The 16,910-nt window shown below is 62.9% G+C and carries 15 protein-coding genes; 7 read left to right on the forward strand and 8 right to left on the reverse strand.

The annotated features are described in order from the left end of the window. The first annotated feature begins 96 nt into the window (after positions 1–96). A complete protein-coding gene (gene uraH, locus OP494_RS14805) occupies positions 97–504 on the forward strand; it encodes a hydroxyisourate hydrolase (RefSeq protein WP_280541938.1) in 408 nt (135 codons plus the stop codon). An 82-nt stretch (positions 505–586) separates the two neighbouring features. Here the strand turns inward: uraH and djlA are convergent, their stop codons facing one another. From djlA to OP494_RS14825, 4 genes are read right to left on the reverse strand one after another with little or no spacing between them, the layout of a single operon-like run. Further along, entirely contained in the window at positions 587–1,363 is a 777-nt protein-coding gene (gene djlA, locus OP494_RS14810) for a co-chaperone DjlA (protein WP_280541939.1), read from the reverse strand. Between the two features lie 25 nt (positions 1,364–1,388). Beyond that, the gene (gene dxs / locus OP494_RS14815) at positions 1,389–3,362 is read right to left on the reverse strand and encodes a 1-deoxy-D-xylulose-5-phosphate synthase (RefSeq protein WP_280541941.1); all 1,974 of its coding nucleotides are present in this window, start codon (positions 3,360–3,362) and stop codon (positions 1,389–1,391) included. Positions 3,363–3,381: 19 nt separating this feature from the next. After that, positions 3,382–4,275: a (2E,6E)-farnesyl diphosphate synthase gene (gene ispA / locus OP494_RS14820; protein WP_280541943.1), complete on the reverse strand. Its 894-nt coding sequence runs from the start codon at positions 4,273–4,275 to the stop codon at positions 3,382–3,384. Then, positions 4,262–4,567 (reverse strand): exodeoxyribonuclease VII small subunit, encoded by a 306-nt coding sequence (locus tag OP494_RS14825; RefSeq protein WP_178998413.1) that lies wholly within the window; start codon positions 4,565–4,567, stop codon positions 4,262–4,264. The genes ispA and OP494_RS14825 overlap by 14 nt, the downstream gene beginning before the upstream one ends. A gap of 316 nt (positions 4,568–4,883) precedes the next feature. On the opposite strand from OP494_RS14825, the gene serA reads away from it, so the two are divergent. Further along, on the forward strand, positions 4,884–6,134 hold the full coding sequence (serA, locus tag OP494_RS14830; protein WP_280541945.1) for a phosphoglycerate dehydrogenase: 1,251 nt from the start codon (positions 4,884–4,886) through the stop codon (positions 6,132–6,134). A gap of 93 nt (positions 6,135–6,227) precedes the next feature. Here serA and OP494_RS14835 read toward each other — a convergent pair whose 3' ends face one another. From OP494_RS14835 to OP494_RS14845, 3 genes are all read right to left on the reverse strand, one after another. Then, positions 6,228–6,395, reverse strand: coding sequence for a hypothetical protein (locus tag OP494_RS14835; RefSeq protein WP_280541947.1), 168 nt, complete (start codon positions 6,393–6,395; stop codon positions 6,228–6,230). Between the two features lie 80 nt (positions 6,396–6,475). Beyond that, positions 6,476–8,530, reverse strand: coding sequence for a TonB-dependent receptor (locus OP494_RS14840; protein WP_280541949.1), 2,055 nt, complete (start codon positions 8,528–8,530; stop codon positions 6,476–6,478). A gap of 141 nt (positions 8,531–8,671) precedes the next feature. Beyond that, complete coding sequence (locus OP494_RS14845; protein WP_280541951.1) at positions 8,672–9,886, reverse strand: amino acid deaminase; 1,215 nt, start codon at positions 9,884–9,886, stop codon at positions 8,672–8,674. Between the two features lie 105 nt (positions 9,887–9,991). On the opposite strand from OP494_RS14845, the gene OP494_RS14850 reads away from it, so the two are divergent. The 5 genes from OP494_RS14850 (at position 9,992) to OP494_RS14870 (ending at position 15,570) form a co-directional block, all read left to right on the forward strand. Continuing rightward, the gene (locus tag OP494_RS14850) at positions 9,992–10,855 is read left to right on the forward strand and encodes a MurR/RpiR family transcriptional regulator (protein ID WP_075370471.1); all 864 of its coding nucleotides are present in this window, start codon (positions 9,992–9,994) and stop codon (positions 10,853–10,855) included. A gap of 23 nt (positions 10,856–10,878) precedes the next feature. Then, the gene (locus OP494_RS14855) at positions 10,879–12,378 is read left to right on the forward strand and encodes a D-aminoacylase (protein WP_280541953.1); all 1,500 of its coding nucleotides are present in this window, start codon (positions 10,879–10,881) and stop codon (positions 12,376–12,378) included. 28 nt (positions 12,379–12,406) lie between these two features. Beyond that, positions 12,407–12,799: a RidA family protein gene (locus OP494_RS14860; RefSeq protein ID WP_280541955.1), complete on the forward strand. Its 393-nt coding sequence runs from the start codon at positions 12,407–12,409 to the stop codon at positions 12,797–12,799. A 163-nt stretch (positions 12,800–12,962) separates the two neighbouring features. Further along, complete coding sequence (locus OP494_RS14865) at positions 12,963–14,453, forward strand: sodium:solute symporter family protein (protein ID WP_280541958.1); 1,491 nt, start codon at positions 12,963–12,965, stop codon at positions 14,451–14,453. Positions 14,454–14,607: 154 nt separating this feature from the next. After that, complete coding sequence (locus tag OP494_RS14870; protein WP_280541960.1) at positions 14,608–15,570, forward strand: rhodanese-related sulfurtransferase; 963 nt, start codon at positions 14,608–14,610, stop codon at positions 15,568–15,570. An 83-nt stretch (positions 15,571–15,653) separates the two neighbouring features. Here OP494_RS14870 and chrA read toward each other — a convergent pair whose 3' ends face one another. Beyond that, entirely contained in the window at positions 15,654–16,868 is a 1,215-nt protein-coding gene (chrA, locus tag OP494_RS14875; RefSeq protein WP_280541962.1) for a chromate efflux transporter, read from the reverse strand. Between the last annotated feature and the right edge of the window lie 42 nt (positions 16,869–16,910).

Consider the following 16,910-nt stretch of genomic DNA (forward strand, 5'->3'; position numbering starts at 1 on the left):
GCGGACTGCCCATTACAAAGTCGTAATCCTGCCGTCAGGCAGGCGACGGCAAGGCACTGCCAAGATGCCACCTCCATCACGACAGGAGGTCTACCCATGCGCCTATCCCGCACGCTGATCGCCGCCCTCGGCCTTTGCGCTGCCGCCCCGGCCCTGGCTGCCGACAACCCGCTGAGCGTGCACGTGCTCAACATCCAGTCCGGCCAGCCGTCGCCGGGCGTCGAGGTCCAGCTCGAGAAGCGCACCGAGAGCGGCTGGGCGTCACTGGCCACCGGGGTCACGGCCGAGTCCGGCCGTATCTCGGCGCTCTTTCCCGACGACCAAGCCTTCACCCCGGGCGTCTACCGCGTGACTTTCGAGACCGGCGAGTGGTTCACCGAACACGATACCCAGACCTTCTTCCCCGAGATTCCGGTGCCCTTCGAGGTGACCGTTACCTCGCAGCACTACCATATCCCGCTGCTGCTGAGCCCCTACGGTTACTCCACCTACCGCGGCAGCTAACGCCGCCTCGGTCCGTCGAAAGCAAGAAGCCCCCGGCCTTGGCCGAGGGCTTCTCTGCGTCATGGACGAAGCGCCGCGGGCGTCAGGCGTTCGCCTCGCGCGACTTCTTGATCAGATCGTAGGCGTTGGAGATTTCCTGGGTCCGGGTCTCGGCCATTTCGCGCATGCTCTCGGGCAAGCCCTTGCCGGCGAGCTTGTCCGGGTGATTCTGGCTCATCAGGCGACGATAGGCCCGCTTGAGTTCGGCATCGCTGGCATCGGATTCCACACCGAGCACTCGGTAGGCATCGGTCAGCGCCTGCTGCGATGTCGCGCCACCGCCCGCCTGCTGCTGACCGCCACGCAACATGGCCTCGATCTGCTCGATCTCGGCTTCGCTGCATCCCAGTCCGCGCGCCACGCGCAGCAGCATGTCATGCTCGGCGGGATGCAATTCGCCATCGGCGGCAATGGCCGAGAGCTGGACTTGCAGGAACACCTGCAACAGCGCGCGCTGCCCGCCGGTCACTCGCCGCACCGTGGCCAGTTCAGCGTCGAGGTCGAAGTCATCGGCCTTACCGCGTTCGAAGGCCGCCTTCGCGCGCTCGCGCTGCTCCTCGTTCAAGCGTAAACGCTCAAAAAGTGCCTCGACGACACGCAGTTCGTCGCCGCTGACATGGCCGTCCGCCTTGCAGACGCACCCCATGACCGCGAACGTCGAATCGAGGAACTGCCCCTGCATTTGCGATAGCTTGGAGACGACCACACGGCGTACCAGACGCCGCGCGACCCAATACCCCAACATGGCACCGATAATCAGTCCCGGCAATTTACCGAACATGAAGCCGAGCCCGGCCCCAATCAAAATGGCGATCAGCATGAAGTTTCCGTCTTGTCGCTAAATGTTAGTCATTTTGGTCTGGCGCACCCCAGCGCTGGCGTACCGCGGTCTCGATGCCCTTGGCGTCGAGACCGCACGCCGTCAACAATTCGGCGGGTTTGCCGTGCTCGACGAAGGCATCCGGCAGACCGAGATTCAATACTTCGACCTGGACACCCTCGGCGGCCAAGAGTTCATTGACGCCGCTCCCCGCACCGCCGGCGACGACATTCTCCTCGAGCGTCACCAGTAGCCGATGCCGGCGCGCTGCCGCGAGTATGGCGTCACGATCCAGCGGTTTCACGCTGCGCATATTGAGGTGTGTGGCGTCGAGATTTTCGGCGACCTCGGCGGCGGGCCCGTTCATGCTGCCGAACGCCAGCAGCGCCACGCCGTCCTGCGCGCCGGTACGCCGCGTCTCGGCCTCGCCGATGGGCAACGCCTCGAGGCCGGGCGCGAGCGTCGTCCCCGGCCCGGTGCCGCGCGGATACCGCACCGCCGCCGGGCCTTCGTGATGATAGGCGGCACTCAGCATGGCGCGGCACTCGGCTTCATCGGCGGGCGCCAGCACCACCATGCCCGGGATGCAGCGCAGATAAGTGAGATCCAGTGCCCCATGATGCGTAGGGCCGTCTTCGCCGACCACGCCCGCGCGGTCGATAGCGAAGGTGACGTCGAGCGCCTGCACCGACACGTCGTGGATCAACTGGTCATAGCCACGCTGCAGGAAGGTCGAATAGATCGCCACCACGGGCTTCATGCCCTCGCACGCCATGCCCGCCGCCAGCGTCACCGCGTGCTGCTCGGCGATCGCCACATCGTAATAACGCTCGGGATACTCGCGCGAGAAGCGGATCAGATCGGAACCTTCGCGCATCGCTGGCGTGATGCCGATCAAGCGCGTATCCGCCGCTGCCATGTCGCAGAGCCACTCGCCGAAGACATTGCAATACTTGCGCGGGGTCGGGCGCAAGACGTCTTCGCTGCGGGGCTTGGGCTTGGCTTCAGGCTCGGTCTCGTTGGGCGAGCGCGGCTCCACCTTGGGCGGCGGCTCACTGGCGGTTTTCTCGAGCTTGGTGATGGCATGATAGCCGATGGGGTCGGCCTCGGCGGGGCGAAAGCCGCGTCCCTTGCAGGTCTTGATATGCAGGAACTGCGGCCCCTCGAGGTTCGTCATACTGCCGAGCGTCTGCACCAGGGCCGGCAAGTCGTGGCCGTCGATGGGGCCGATGTAATTGAAGCCCATCTCCTCGAACAAGGTCGCCGGGCTGACCATGCCCTTGACGTGCTCTTCGGTGCGGCGCGCCAATTCCAGCGCGCCCGGCAGATGCGAAAGCACGCGCTTGCTGTTCTCGCGCATCACCGTATATGGCTTGCTGACCAGGATGCGTGCCAGGTAACTGGCCATACCGCCGACGTTCTCGGAAATCGACATCTCATTGTCGTTGAGAATCACCAGCATATTGGCATCGACATGCCCGGCATGCGCCAGCGCTTCGAACGACATGCCGGCGCTCAAGGCGCCGTCGCCGATGACCGCACAGACGCGGCGCTTCTCACCTTTGGTTCGCGCCGCCAGCGCCATGCCCAGCGCCGCGGAGATCGAGGTGCTCGAGTGGCCGACACCGAAGGTGTCGTAGGGCGACTCATCGCGCTTGGGAAACGCCGCCAGTCCGCCGAACTGGCGGATGGTCGACATCTGCTCGCGACGCCCGGTGAGGATCTTGTGCGGATAGGCTTGATGGCCGACATCCCAGACCAAGCGGTCATGCGGTGTGTCGAGAATATGGTGCAAGGCGACGGTCAACTCGACCACGCCCAGCCCCGCGCCGAAGTGGCCGCCGGTACAGCCGACACTATAGAGCAAGTAAGCACGCAGCTCGTCGGCCAGTTCTCGCAACTGCGCCGCATTGAAATCGTGTAACGCCGCAGGTGACTCGAGGGTATCGAGCAACGGCGTGGCCGGACGTTCGGCAGGAATCTCGTCGAACAGCTTCATAAGCGTTGTCTACAACCGATCAGTGATCGCGGTCGATCATATGGCGGGCCAGGTCGGCCAAAGGAAAAGCTCGCTCGCCCAGGGGTGCCAAGGCGTCCAGCGCCTCGTCGAGCAGGCCATGCGCCTTGGCACGGGCGCCTTCCAGGCCGAGCAAAGCCGGATAAGTGGGTTTGGCACGCGCCGCGTCGGCGCCGGTGGCCTTGCCCAGGGTCGCGGCGTCGCCAGCGACATCGAGGATGTCATCTTGAATCTGGAACGCCAAGCCGATGGCGGCAGCGTAGGCATCCAGCGCCGCCACGCAAGGGTCGTCTTCATCGACGGCCGCCAGGGCGCCGAGCCGCACGGCAGCGCGAATCAGCGCACCGGTCTTGTAACGGTGCATGGTTGCCAGGGCATCGACATCCAACTGACCGCCCACCGCGCACAGATCCAACGCCTGCCCGGCGGCCATGCCGTCACGGCCCGAGGCGTGGGCGAGCGCGCCCACCATCGCCCCTAGACGCGGCGGGCGCGCCTCGGCGAGCACCTCGAAAGCCAAGGTTTGCAGCGCGTCGCCGGTCAGGATGGCCATCGCCTCGTTATAGGCACGATGCACGGTGGGACGCCCACGACGCATGTCGTCGTCGTCCATGGCGGGCAAGTCATCGTGGATCAGCGAGTAAGCGTGGATCAGCTCGATGGCGGCAGCGGGGGCATCCAGCGCGGTGTCCTCGGCGCCCAGGGCGCGTCCGGCGGCATACACCAACACCGGTCGCAGGCGCTTACCACCGCCCAGTACGCCATAGCGCATGGCGGCATCAAGCTCGCCCGCGACCGGCGTCGCGCGCTCGAAGACCCGCGCCAGCACTTGCTCGGTACGCGTCCGCGCCGTGGTGATGATGTCACGCTCGGCCAGGGGTTCAACGCTCACCATCGACCTCCCCAGCATCGAAGGGCGTCTCATGGAAGCTACCATCGGGCTGCTCCAGCAGCGCCTTGACGCGCAACTCGGCGTTTTCCAGGCGTTGCTGGGCATCGCGGGTCAAATGCACACCGCGCTCGAACGCCACTAATGACGCTTCCAGAGACAGCTCGCCCGACTCCAGTTGGGCCACCAGCGATTCCAGACGCGTCAGTGTGGCCGCGAAATCCTCCGGAGCAGCGTCCTGAACATCCGTTTCGTCGGGCTGGGCGCCATCGCCAACCGATGCATCCTTTTCCACCATGGCGTTTCTCGCTCATCCGTGCGGACCGATGCTACGGCCCGGCTTGCCAAGAGTTGGCCCCACAGTATACACCCAAGCCCCGGGGACGCGTCTGCCCCGGCGTGGCCGCCAGCATTGCCGATGCAGACGCGTTCATGCGCAAGGTGCAGCGAATTCATCCTCAAACAGGGTGCCTGTGCTACGATATGGCCCCTGTCGCTGGGCAGCCTCCTCCCCCTTTTCATGCCTCGGGGGCATCGGATCGCCCGCTTGGACAGGCCACCACCATACCGATTAGATAAACGTCGCATCAGTCGACGAAAGGGTTGAACCGACAATGGCCAAGACGTCTCTGGACAAGAGCAAGATCAAGATTCTGCTGCTCGAGGGCATTCATCAGTCCGCCGTGGACAACCTCCTGAATGCCGGTTACACCAACATCGAAACGCTCTCCACTTCCTTGTCCGAGGACGAGCTGGTCGAGAAGATCCGCGACGTTCATTTCATCGGCCTGCGCTCGCGCACGCAGCTCACCGAGCGCGTATTCGCCGCCGCCGAGCGGCTCACCGCCGTGGGTTGCTTCTGCATCGGCACCAACCAGGTCGATCTCAATGCAGCGCTCGAACGTGGCATTCCGGTCTTCAACGCGCCGTATTCCAATACCCGCTCGGTGGCCGAGCTGGTCCTCGCCGAAGCCATCATGCTGCTGCGCGGCATCCCCGAGAAATCCGCCCGCGCCCATCAGGGCGGCTGGTTGAAGTCGGCCAAGAACGCCCATGAAGCGCGCGGCAAGACGCTGGGGATCATCGGCTACGGCAGCATCGGCGCTCAACTCTCGGTGCTCGCCGAATCACTGGGCTTCGATGTTCTCTATTACGACGTGATCACCAAGCTTGCCATGGGCAACGCGCGTCAGGTGGGATCGCTCGAGGAGCTACTGGCGCGTGCCGACATCGTCAGCCTGCACGTGCCCGATGTGCCGTCCACGCGCTGGATGATCGGCCACGACCAGTTGGCGCTGATGAAGCAGAGCGCCATCTTCATCAACGCCTCACGCGGCACCGTGGTGGATATCGAGGCGCTGGCCGAAGTACTTGAGAGCGGCAAGCTGCTCGGCGCGGCCATCGACGTCTTCCCCGTCGAACCCAAGAGTACCAACGATGAGTTCGTCTCGCCGTTGCGCGGCAAGGACAACGTCATCCTCACCCCGCACATCGGCGGCTCGACCCTGGAAGCCCAGGAAAACATCGGTATTGAGGTCTCCGAGAAGCTGATCACCTATTCCGACAATGGCACCACCATCACCTCGGTCAACTTCCCCGAGGTCGCGTTGCCCGCGCACCCGGACAAGCACCGCTTGCTGCACATCCACGAGAACGTGCCGGGCGTGATGTCCGAGATCAACAAGGTACTCGGCGACGAAGGTATCAACATCTCGGCGCAGTACCTGCAGACCAACAGCGGCGTCGGCTATGTGGTCATCGATGTCGACAAGGCCTACGGCCCCAAAGCGCTCGAAGCGCTCAAGCGCGTCAATCATACGCTGCGCCTGCGCGTGCTCTACTCTGAGAGCAACTTCGAAGCTTGACGGCACACTGACCGCTTAACGCAACACGGCCCCTCCTCGGAGGGGCCGTGGCGTTTGTGGCCTACTAGATCCGGCGATTGCCCTATCGCGGCCTCACGGCGTCTCGTTGGAATGCGACACATCCGCCGGATTGCTGGTCGGCCCGCTCTGGGGCACGCCCTTCTTGACTTCACGATGACCATCGTCATAGGTATTGACCGTGCAGCCGGCGAGCCCCGCCAGCAGCAACGCAGTTCCCACGACCGCAAGTAGATAACGCATACGTTCCCTCACTTTCTGATTATCGACCCACTTGCCCACTGGCCGTGACTACGCACCAATGAGCGAATGACGCGACGCGTTTAGAACGCGACTTCCATACCAGCGTAGACGGTCCGTCCCGAGGCCGGCTCGAAATAGCGGTCGTTGTTGGCATTGATGCGCACATTGGCGAAATGCTCGCGATCGAAGAGATTACGCATGCCTACGTAGCCCTTGAGCAAGGTATCGCCGCCCAGATGCCAGCCATCGCCGACGCGCAGATTGACCAGCCAATAGTCATCGACTTCCACATCGTTGGCGTCATCCGCCACCATATCGCCGATATACTGCGTCTCGAGCGTTGCGAAGCGCTCGTCGAGACCCTGCCAGGAGAGTTGGTTTATCCAAGTCTGCTCCGGCAAGCCGGGGATACGATTCCCCCCATAGTTACCATCCTGGGTGTCGTATTCGTCGAATTCGTAACTGGCCAGCGTCAAGGCACTATCGAGACGCCAGCTCGGCGTCATCTGCCAGCCCAGCGCCAGCTCGATACCATCGCGCGAGGAATCACCGGCATTGCGGTAGTAGGTGCGCTCATTAGGATCCCCTTCGATTTGATAGGGAACAAGCTCATCACGTGTTCGGATCGAGAACAGCGCCAAATCGTAATCTACGCCATTATTAAAATTGCCCCGCAGCCCGATTTCGCGATTCCAAGCTTTCTGCGGCTCGACGGCCGGATTGAAACCGCCCACGCCGCTAGGGTTGGCGAATTCAGAGAACGTCGGCGTCTCAAACGACGTCCCGGTCGTCACGTAGACTTGATGCGTCGGCAGATACCGGTAGCTCAAACCCGCCGAACCACTCCACTCATGGTAGTTTTTCTGCCCACTATCATCACCGTTGTCCGGTGTTATGAAGTCATCATCAATATCCATCTTAACGCGGTCGTAGCGAGTCCCCAGCGATAGTGTCAACTTGTCGGTGAGATCCAGATCGCCCTGGGCGAAAATCCCCACAGAGGTCGCCTCCTGAGTCTCGTCGGCGGCTTCACCGCTGACTGTACCGTCGAACTCGACGTCACGCCGCCAGCGATCGTCTTCTTGACGGGCCACATCGACACCGACCACATAGCGCAGCGGCAGCTCGCCGAGGGTCAGATCCTGGTGATACTCGGCGCTCCCACCGTAGTAATCACGCTTGTAGCCAAGAAGACTGTCGCCGGGATAGGGCAGTTGCTGCTCGAAGTCACGCTGCAGATAGAAGCCCTTGACGTACAGCTCGCCCGGCCCCGCAGAAAGATCCTCGTACTGCAGCCCCAGTACCTGCTGGTCGACGTTCTGGCCAGTGTCGTATTCCTCAGTGAAGTCACCAGCCTGGTCGCGATCTTCGTTGACCTGCTCGCGAGTCAGCCCGCCCGGGTCCTCGGAACGCGGGTTGTCCAGCAAGTTGACGATGGCCGTCAGTGCGCGGTCGTTGCCCAGCTCGCGACGTACCTTGGCGTTCAAGTGATACTTCTCGACCTGACTCTGATCGCGATACCCGTCGAAATTCAGCGCCGAGACGCTCACATGATGCGACCAGGGGCCGTTCACGCCGCCATCGCTGAAGCGATATTTCTGGTACCCGTCGCTGCCGATCTCGGCCCCCAAGCGGGTCTTCTGGTCGTCACGGCCATCCGCCGTGGTCACGCTCAGCACGCCACCAGCCGCATTGCCGTAAAGCACCGACGACGGCCCGCGGATCACCTCGATTCGCTCGGCGCTGTCGAGATCGATGGCATCCAACTGCGCTTGCCCATCCGGCAGCGTGTAGGGAATCCCGTCGGTCATCACCGTGACCCCGCGCACACCGAACGGCGCCCGCGCGCCGAAGCCACGAATCGCCAGGCGCTCGCCCTGGGCGAAGTTGTCACGATTTTGCAGAAATACGCCCGGTACGCGCACCAGCGACTCATCGAGACGCACGCGTTGTTGCCCTGCGGCGATGTCATCATGTTCGATCACGGACACCGCAGCGGGGGTGGTGTACAGCTCGCGATCGAGGCGTGGTGCCGTGACTTCCATCACCTCCGGGGAGGAGGATTGGGCGAAGGCAACGCTGGAAACGCTCAGGGCGCCCAGCAACAAGGAGGTATTGAGGTAACGATGCGTCATGGAAATATCGACAGGTCGGGTCTGCCGGATGACGAGGCGTCGCCGGCGGACGGATTCATTAAGCGGGCAAGCATATTAGCATATCGCACGCATACCCGCCTTAAGTCTAATCGCCATTTCACATGGTGCATGCCTGCGTCATTAAAAGTACGTCGTCATCACGTCTGTCACCTCCAACGACTCGTCGACACACAACACGCGACGCCATTTGTCGAACGTCAGGCACGGGTGAGACGTCCCGAAGGCCATCACATCACCCACAGCGATATCGGCGTTCTCGGGTATCTCGAGAAACGTGTGCTGATCCATGATATGCGTCGTCCGCCAGCTACTGACGTCGACCCACTCCGAGCCCTCCGCTCCCCGCGGATAACGGCGTAGCGGCAGCGGCAAATCCGGCTCGTGACCGATATCGCGCTTGCCCAGCGCAATGATCGCCAGGCCCGGCTCGGGTAGCGACTGCACATAGGCGAAGACTTCCAGCGCCGGCCGCAGTTCGCCCTCGAGCGTGAGATCACGCGCCTTGATCGCTTCCATTGCCCCAGCGTAGAGCCTGTGATCATGCGCTACGTAGCAACCGGGTCGCAGCACCGGCGTGTAGTGCTCGCGCAGCTCCGCCCTGTCGAACGTCTCCGCGATCAGGTCGAACCACTTGGAGCCGGAAGCGGTGACGATCGGCGCCTCGCGTTGAAGAACGCCACTGGCCCGCAGCGTGCAGACGGTCTCGACCAATCGCTCGCCATAGGCACGCACGGCAACGACTTCATCGCCGCCAGCGATCATGCCCTCATAACCTTCGATGCCGACCAGCGACAGCGCTGGCTGATCGGCGATCTCTGCCACCAGCACATCGACCTGCTCGGTGTTGCGACATCCGCAGCGCCCGCCGTCGACGCCCAGCTCGATCAATACGTTTAGTGTCAGGTTCCTGTCAGCGAAGAACGCCCCCAAGTCGCGCACGTTATCAGCATCGTCCACCACGCAGTAGTACTCCATCCCTGCCTCGATGGCATCCGCTACCAGCGCCATATTGGGATGCCCAACCAGTTGATTAGCCATCAACACGCGCTCGATGCCGTGAGCATGCGCCGTCACCGTCTGTACCGCCGTCGCCAACGTGATTCCCCATGCCCCCGCCTCGATCTGTCGCTTGAACAACGCCGGGGCCATGGTGGTTTTCCCGTGCGGCGCCAACTTGGCGCCGTGCTCGTCGGCGAAGCGCTGCATCCACGCCAGGTTGTGGGTCAGCGGCGACTCGAAGACCACCGCCGCCGGCAGCGGCACATCTCGCAGCAGATGCGCCGGACGTGACAGCGGTATGCCTTTTTCCATTTCCCATTGCCCGGGTGCAGCCATCGTATTCTCCTCACATCGTTATACATCCTGGGTATTTACTAACACATTAAATAAAAATATGTTAGTAGATAACAAAGCCTGTCAGTCATCGAATATGGATCGCTCGTGAGTCAAGAATTCGACATCCTGTCGCATATCACCGCCTGCTTACCGAGCCTGCGAGAATCAGAGAAAAAGGTCGCCACGCTGGTGCATGACGACATCGACTTCGTCACCGAGGCGAGCATCGGCGAGATCGCCAAGCGCGCCGAGGTGAGCGATGCCACGGTCACGCGTTTCGCGCGTGCGGTGGGTTGCCGCAATGTGCGCGATTTGAAAACACGCCTCACTCGTGCCCTGGCCGCTGGCCGCCGCTTCATTCAGGAAGCCAACGAAGAAGATGGCCTCGGCGTCATCTACGACACCGCCGCGCAAACACTCTCGCTCAACCGTGAACTGATGGAACAGGCTGACGTCGAGGGCGCGGTGGCAATGCTCGACGACGCTCGCCAGATCCTGGTGTTCGGCGCCGGCGGTGGATCGACCGTCATGGCGCAAGAGTTGCAATTCCGGCTGGTGCGGCTCGGTTACGCCATCAGCGCCTATCCGCAAGCGCTCTTGCCACGCATGGTCGCCTCGACCCTGGAGCCCGATGATGTCGTCGTAACGCTTTCAGTGACCGGCTACACCCCTGAGATCGTCGAAGCGGCCGAGCTGGCACGCCAGTACGGCGCCCGCGTGCTCGCCATCACCGCCGTCGGTTCGCCACTCGCAGAGATCGCGAACATTGCCCTGCCGTTGGCCGCTCGCGAGACCGATTACATCTATTTCCCGTCGTCGTCGCGCTACGCCATGATGGCCGCCATCGACATGCTGGCATTGGGCCTTGCACTGCGGCACCGCGACCGTACCCGCGACAAGCTGCGACGACTCAAGATCACCCTCGATGCTCACCGCGGCGGCGACAATCGCCAGCCGCTGGGGGATTGAGCCATGCAGATCCAGGAGCCGCCATGCACGTCGATTTACTGATTCGCCACGCCACGATCATCGACGGCCGTGGGGGCGATGCCTTCACCGCCGATGTCGCCATTCGGGGCGAGCGGATCGTCGCCATCGGCACACTGATCGACACCAGCGCCAATGACATCATCGACGCCAAGGGCCTGACGCTTACCCCTGGCTTCATCGACGTTCACACCCACGACGATACCAATGTCATCCGCACTCCGGAGATGCTTCCCAAGCTCTCCCAAGGCGTCACCACGGTGGTGGTCGGCAACTGCGGTATCAGTGCCAGCCCGGTCACGCTCACGGGCGACGTGCCCGATCCCATGAATCTGCTCGGCCGCGCGGAAGACTTCCGTTACCCCACCTTCGCCGCGTACGCCCAGGCGGTCGATGCATCGACACCCAGCGTCAACGTGGCGGCCCTGATCGGACACACGAGTCTGCGCAGTCAGGTGATGGAGCGCTTCGACCGTCCCGCCAGCGAGTGCGAAATCGTCGCCATGTGCGAGCAGTTGGAGACGGCCCTGGCCGAGGGCGCAGTGGGTATGAGCTCGGGCCTAGCCTATCGCAACGCCTTTCATGCGCCGACCGCAGAGATGAACACATTGGTCGAAGCAGTCGGCCGCGCTGGCGGCGTCTATACCACGCATCTGCGCGACGAATTCGCCGGGCTCCCTGAGGCGATGGACGAAGCCGTCGCTACCGCCCGGCACGGTCAGGCGCCCTTAGTGATCTCGCACCTCAAGTGCGCAGGCGCCGGTAATTGGGGCAACGCGCCCAAAGCGCTGGCAAAGCTCGATGACGCTGCGCGCACCCATGGCGTTCACTGCGACTGCTACCCCTATACCGCCGGCTCCTCGACCTTGGATCTCGGCCAAGTCACCGACGAGATCGACATCTTCATCACCTGGTCCGATCCGCATCCGGAGATGGCCCGTCAGCCCCTCGGTGACATCGCCAAGCAGTGGGGGCTGTCGCTGATGGAAGCCGCTGAACGCCTGCAGCCAGCCGGTGCGGTCTACCACAACATGAGCGAGGCGGACATGCAGCAAGTGCTGTCGCATCCGCTCTCGATGGTCGGCTCCGACGGCCTACCCAACGATCCGCATCCGCATCCGCGGTTGTGGGGCACCTTCCCGCGCGTACTCGCCCATTACAGCCGCGACCTGAAGCTGCTGTCGCTGACCGAAGCCGTGCGCAAGATGACCGAGCTCTCGGCCACCAACTTCGGCCTCACGGACCGCGGAGTCATACGTGTCGGCGCCTTCGCCGACCTGGTGTTACTCGATCTTGAGGCGCTCGAAGACACCGCCACCTACAGCACCCCGATGTCGCTCGCCAAAGGCATCGAGCTGGTCACCGTCAACGGCTGCATCAGCTATCGCCACGGAAAAGCGAGCGGCGAACGTGCCGGAAGGCTGCTACGTCGCGACGTTCGGCTTTCGCCAGCCGCGGTTTCCGCGGGCATTCCCGACGGGCGCGATAGCGCCACGTTCCACTAAACATTTCAGCCGTACAGGAGAATAGAACATGAGTATCCAGCGTTATGGCGTCGAAGGCGGCGTCGGCACCGGCGGTCAGAAGCTGCCCTTCGCACGCGCCACCGAAGCGGGCGGTTGGCTGTTCGTCTCGGGACAGACACCGATGACCGATGGCGAAGTCGTCGAAGGCAGCATCGTCGAACAGTCCCGGCTGGCCTTCGCCAACTGCCTGAAGATCATGGAGGAAGCTGGCTATGGCGTAGAGCACGTCGTGCATGTCACCGCCGTGCTGACCGACTCACGCTACTTCAGCTCATTCAACAAGGTCTTCAAGGAAGTGTTCGGCGAGCACCCCCCGGCGCGCATCTGCAGCGTTCAGGACTTGGTGGTCGACTGCAAGGTAGAGGTCGACGTTAAGTGCTATCGGGCGGACAAGGCCTGAGCGATCCCTGGGCGGACGCATAGCATCGTTTGGAGAAGAGAACTGGCAAGAAAGATGGCCGCGCCCCGGCAAGGGCGCGACCGCAGTGAAAAAACCATTGGCTATGAATTCCACACTGCCCCGGCCGCGGCAACGGCCGGGACAACAATTATAAGAGGTTATTATGAACAGTCACGTTTTCCTCGGGGCCTTCATCGCCTACGTGGTGGTCATGATCGCGTTCGGCTGGTGGGTCTCCCGCCATAGCCGCAGCAACGGCGACGATTTCCTTCTCGGTGGTCGCAGCGTTCCGATCTTCCTGACCATCGGCACGACAGTGGCAACCATGGTCGGTACCGGCTCCAGCATGGGCGCCGTCGGTTTCGGCTACGCCAACGGCTGGGCCGGCGCCCTCTACGGCATCGGCGGCTCTATCGGCGTTCTGCTGCTGGCGTTCTGCTTCGCGCCGGTGCGCCGCTTCCGCTTCATGACCATGAGCGAGGAGCTTTCCTACTACGTTGGTGCCAACCGCTGGGTGCGTAATATCGTCGCCGTGCTGATCTACATTGCCTGCATCGGGTGGCTGGGCGCACACATTCTCGGCGGCGGGCTCTATTTATCGTGGATGGCGGGGATCGACCTGACCACCGCGCGCATCCTGGTGGCGCTGGGTTTTGGCATCTATTGCGTGATCGGTGGCTACATGGCGGTGATCTGGACCGATACCGTGCAGGCCGTCGTGCTGTTCGTCGGCTTTATCGTGATGGCGATCATTGCGCTGTTCGAGGTTGGCGGCTTTTCAGGCCTGGGCGCCAACATGGACGTCGCCACCACCAGTTTCCTGGGTATCGACAAGATCGGCGTGGTGCCAGCTTTGTCGCTGGCGGCGGTCATCGCCGTCGGTGTGCTGGCGACCCCCTCTTACCGCCAGCGCATATATTCCGGCAACTCCGTCCACTCCGTGCGTAAGTCATTCGTGATCACCGGCATTCTTTATATGATCTTCTCGATCATCCCGGCGATCATCGGCATGGCCACCCACGCGCTCAATCCTGACCTCGACAACAGTAACTTCGCCTTTCCGTTTCTCGCGACCGAGATTCTCCCGCTGTGGCTGGGTTTGTTGCTGCTCGTCGCAGGCCTCTCGGCGACCATGTCTAGCGCTAGCTCAGACGCCATCGCCGGTGTATCGATCCTTTTGCGTGACGTCTACGTGCTATTCACCGGGCACACACCTTCGGCGCACAAGGTCGTCAAACTCTCACGTCTCGCCCTAGTCGCCACCATCGGCCTGGCGCTATTGTTCGCATTGACCTCCGACAACGTCATCGACTATATCACCAGCATGATCGCCACGGTCATGGCCGGGATGTTCGTGTGTGGCGTGCTGGGACGCTTCTGGCCACGCTACAACTGGCAGGGCGCCGTCGCCACGCTCATCGCCGCCTCCGCTACCTCGCTCGCCATCATCGGCGTCGATAGCTGGAGCGCCTTCTGGGGCAATCCGAGCATCCCCGCCGTGCTGGTCGCGCTCCTCGTGGGCGTCGTGGTCAGCCTGATCACGCCCGCCTCTCAGGTGACGCCGGAGCAGGCACTCAAGATCATCGACGACGAACGTGAGCGCATGGAAATGACCGAGGACCCAACCGAGGCCATCAACCATAAGGCAACATAAGCGCTTTACCGCACCCTAGCCGCCCCGCCTCAAAGGGGCAGCATCCTGACGCAGATGCATCACCATGCGGCATTGCGTAAAATATGCCTCCCTTGGCACTCGCCAACGATTCACCCGGTCCGTCCTTTACGGGGACGATTACCAGGAGACAGACATGACCCAACCGCACGACGCGCCGGCCATCGTGGTCGCGGCGCTTTATCAGTTCGTCACGCTCGATGACTACGAGGCCCTGCGCGAGCCGTTGCTCGAGACGATGCGCGCCCACGACGTGAAGGGCACGCTGCTGCTCGCTCAAGAAGGCATCAACGGGACTGTCTCCGGCACCCGCGAGAGCATCGATGCGCTGCTTGCCTGGCTGCGCGCCGACCCGCGCCTGGCCGCGGTCGACCACAAGGAATCCTACTGCGACGCGCATCCGTTCTACCGCACCAAGGTCAAGCTCAAGCGCGAGATCGTGACAATGGGCGTGGAGGGCGTCGCACCTGACCAGCAAGCCGGTACCTATGTCGAGCCCGAGGACTGGAACGATGTCATCGCCGATCCGGAAGTGCTGGTCATCGACACGCGCAACGATTACGAAGTGGAAATCGGCTCGTTCGAGGGCGCCATCGACCCACAGACCAAGACGTTCCGCGAGTTTCCGGATTACGTCAAAGCGCATTACGACCCTGCCAAGCACAAGAAGGTGGCGATGTTCTGCACCGGCGGCATCCGCTGCGAGAAGGCCTCAAGCTTCATGCTCAATGAAGGCTTCGAAGAGGTGTATCACCTCAAAGGCGGCATTCTGAGCTATCTGGAAAAGGTCCCCGAGGAACAGTCACGTTGGCAGGGCGAATGCTTCGTGTTCGATAACCGCGTGACCGTGCGCCACGACCTCGCCGAGGGCGAGTTCGAACAGTGCCACGCCTGCCGCCGGCCGATCTCCGAAGCCGACATGGCCTCCGCGAAATACGAGCCCGGCGTGAGCTGCCCACATTGCTGGGACAGCTTGCCAGAGAAGACCCGCAACAGCGCTCGCGAGCGCCAGCGTCAGATCGAGCTCGCCAAGCGACGCGGCGAGCCACATCCGCTGGGGCGCGACCCGCGCCGTGACAAGGCGAGTCACGAAGCTTAAGCCCATCCCACCGCGAAGACACGCGAGCCGACGCCCAGCCGTCGGCTCGAATCGGCGCTTATCCCCACGCCCGCGCGCACTTACTACAGCGTAATGACGATCCCCCCAAGCGCCAGGATGGCCACGACCGCCCAGGCCGGCAATTTCCAGACGCTCAAGAGCAGAAAGCCCACCAGGGCCAATGCAAATTCGTGCGGCCCGACCACCACGCTGGTCCAGACCGGCTGGTAGAGAGCGGCCCCCAGAATGCCCACCACGGCGGCATTCGCGCCTCGCATCAATGACTGTACGCGTTCCAGACGCCTGAAACCGTTCCAGTAGGGCAGCACGGCCACCAGCAATGCGAGCCCCGGCAGGAAGATCATGATGAGCGCCAAGGCCGCGCCCAGCAGCGGCACGGACAACGCGCCCATCTCGGTGCCGAGATACGCCGCGAAGGTGAACAGCGGCCCGGGCACCGCCTGGGCGGCGCCATATCCCGCGAGAAAACTATCGGGCGTTACCCAGCCCGACTGGACGACCTCGCTTTCCAGCAGCGGGAGCACCACATGCCCACCCCCGAAGACCAGCGCACCGGCCCGATAGAAGGCATCGATCATTGCCAGGACCATGGATGACGACACCCAGGCCAGCCAGGGCAGCCCGATCAGCAACGCGATGAAACATGCTGCTGCGACCTGGCCGACGCGCCGCGACACCGGAAAATACAACTCACGCGACACCGGGTCACCCTGGCCTCGATACACTGAGTCTCCACAAAACAGCATACCGGCCACCGCACCGATCACGATCGCCGTGACCATCCCTACCGGCCCGCCGATCAGCACTACCAATAGAACAGCCGCCAAGGCGATGCCGGCGCGCCGCTGATCGGGGCAAAGCTTGCGTGCCATGCCCCAGACGGCATGCGCGACGATCGCCACGGCCGCCACCTTGAGCCCATGCAGGATGCCCTGGCTGACCGGGCCATCGAACACTGCAGCGCCGGATGCGAAAAGCACCAGCGCGATGGCCGAGGGCAAGGTGAAGGCCGTCCAGGCAGCAGCGGCTCCCCATCCCCCACCCCGCAACAGCCCCAGGGCGAAACCGACCTGACTGCTGGCTGGACCCGGGAGAAACTGACACAGCGCCACTAGATCCGCGTAGTCCGCTTCCGACAGCCAGCGGCGACGCGTGACGAACTCGGCACGGAAATACCCCAGATGGGCAATGGGGCCACCGAAGGAGGTCAGACCCAGCACCAGAAAGGTGGAAAAGACTTCCTTGATACGTTCGACGGAATGACGAGCATCTCGCATGGAACCGGCTCCCGAGCAAGCGGATGAGGAGAAACCAGCGCT

The sequence above is a fragment of the Chromohalobacter sp. 11-W genome (genome assembly GCF_029889905.1).
GTDB lineage: Bacteria > Pseudomonadota > Gammaproteobacteria > Pseudomonadales > Halomonadaceae > Chromohalobacter.

Bases quoted from the DNA above. Each gene is read 5' to 3' on its own strand.
- serA (WP_280541945.1), top strand. From the start codon at position 4,884: ATGGCCAAGACGTCTCTGGACAAGAGCAAGATCAAGATTCTGCTGCTC.
- OP494_RS14865 (WP_280541958.1), top strand. From the start codon at position 12,963: ATGAACAGTCACGTTTTCCTCGGGGCCTTCATCGCCTACGTGGTGGTC.
- OP494_RS14855 (WP_280541953.1), top strand. From the start codon at position 10,879: ATGCACGTCGATTTACTGATTCGCCACGCCACGATCATCGACGGCCGT.
- OP494_RS14840 (WP_280541949.1), bottom strand. From the start codon at position 8,530: ATGACGCATCGTTACCTCAATACCTCCTTGTTGCTGGGCGCCCTGAGC.
- djlA (WP_280541939.1), bottom strand. From the start codon at position 1,363: ATGCTGATCGCCATTTTGATTGGGGCCGGGCTCGGCTTCATGTTCGGT.
- uraH (WP_280541938.1), top strand. From the start codon at position 97: ATGCGCCTATCCCGCACGCTGATCGCCGCCCTCGGCCTTTGCGCTGCC.
- chrA (WP_280541962.1), bottom strand. From the start codon at position 16,868: ATGCGAGATGCTCGTCATTCCGTCGAACGTATCAAGGAAGTCTTTTCC.
- OP494_RS14825 (WP_178998413.1), bottom strand. From the start codon at position 4,567: ATGGTGGAAAAGGATGCATCGGTTGGCGATGGCGCCCAGCCCGACGAA.
- OP494_RS14860 (WP_280541955.1), top strand. From the start codon at position 12,407: ATGAGTATCCAGCGTTATGGCGTCGAAGGCGGCGTCGGCACCGGCGGT.
- OP494_RS14870 (WP_280541960.1), top strand. From the start codon at position 14,608: ATGACCCAACCGCACGACGCGCCGGCCATCGTGGTCGCGGCGCTTTAT.
- ispA (WP_280541943.1), bottom strand. From the start codon at position 4,275: ATGGTGAGCGTTGAACCCCTGGCCGAGCGTGACATCATCACCACGGCG.
- OP494_RS14845 (WP_280541951.1), bottom strand. From the start codon at position 9,886: ATGGCTGCACCCGGGCAATGGGAAATGGAAAAAGGCATACCGCTGTCA.
- OP494_RS14835 (WP_280541947.1), bottom strand. From the start codon at position 6,395: ATGCGTTATCTACTTGCGGTCGTGGGAACTGCGTTGCTGCTGGCGGGG.
- dxs (WP_280541941.1), bottom strand. From the start codon at position 3,362: ATGAAGCTGTTCGACGAGATTCCTGCCGAACGTCCGGCCACGCCGTTG.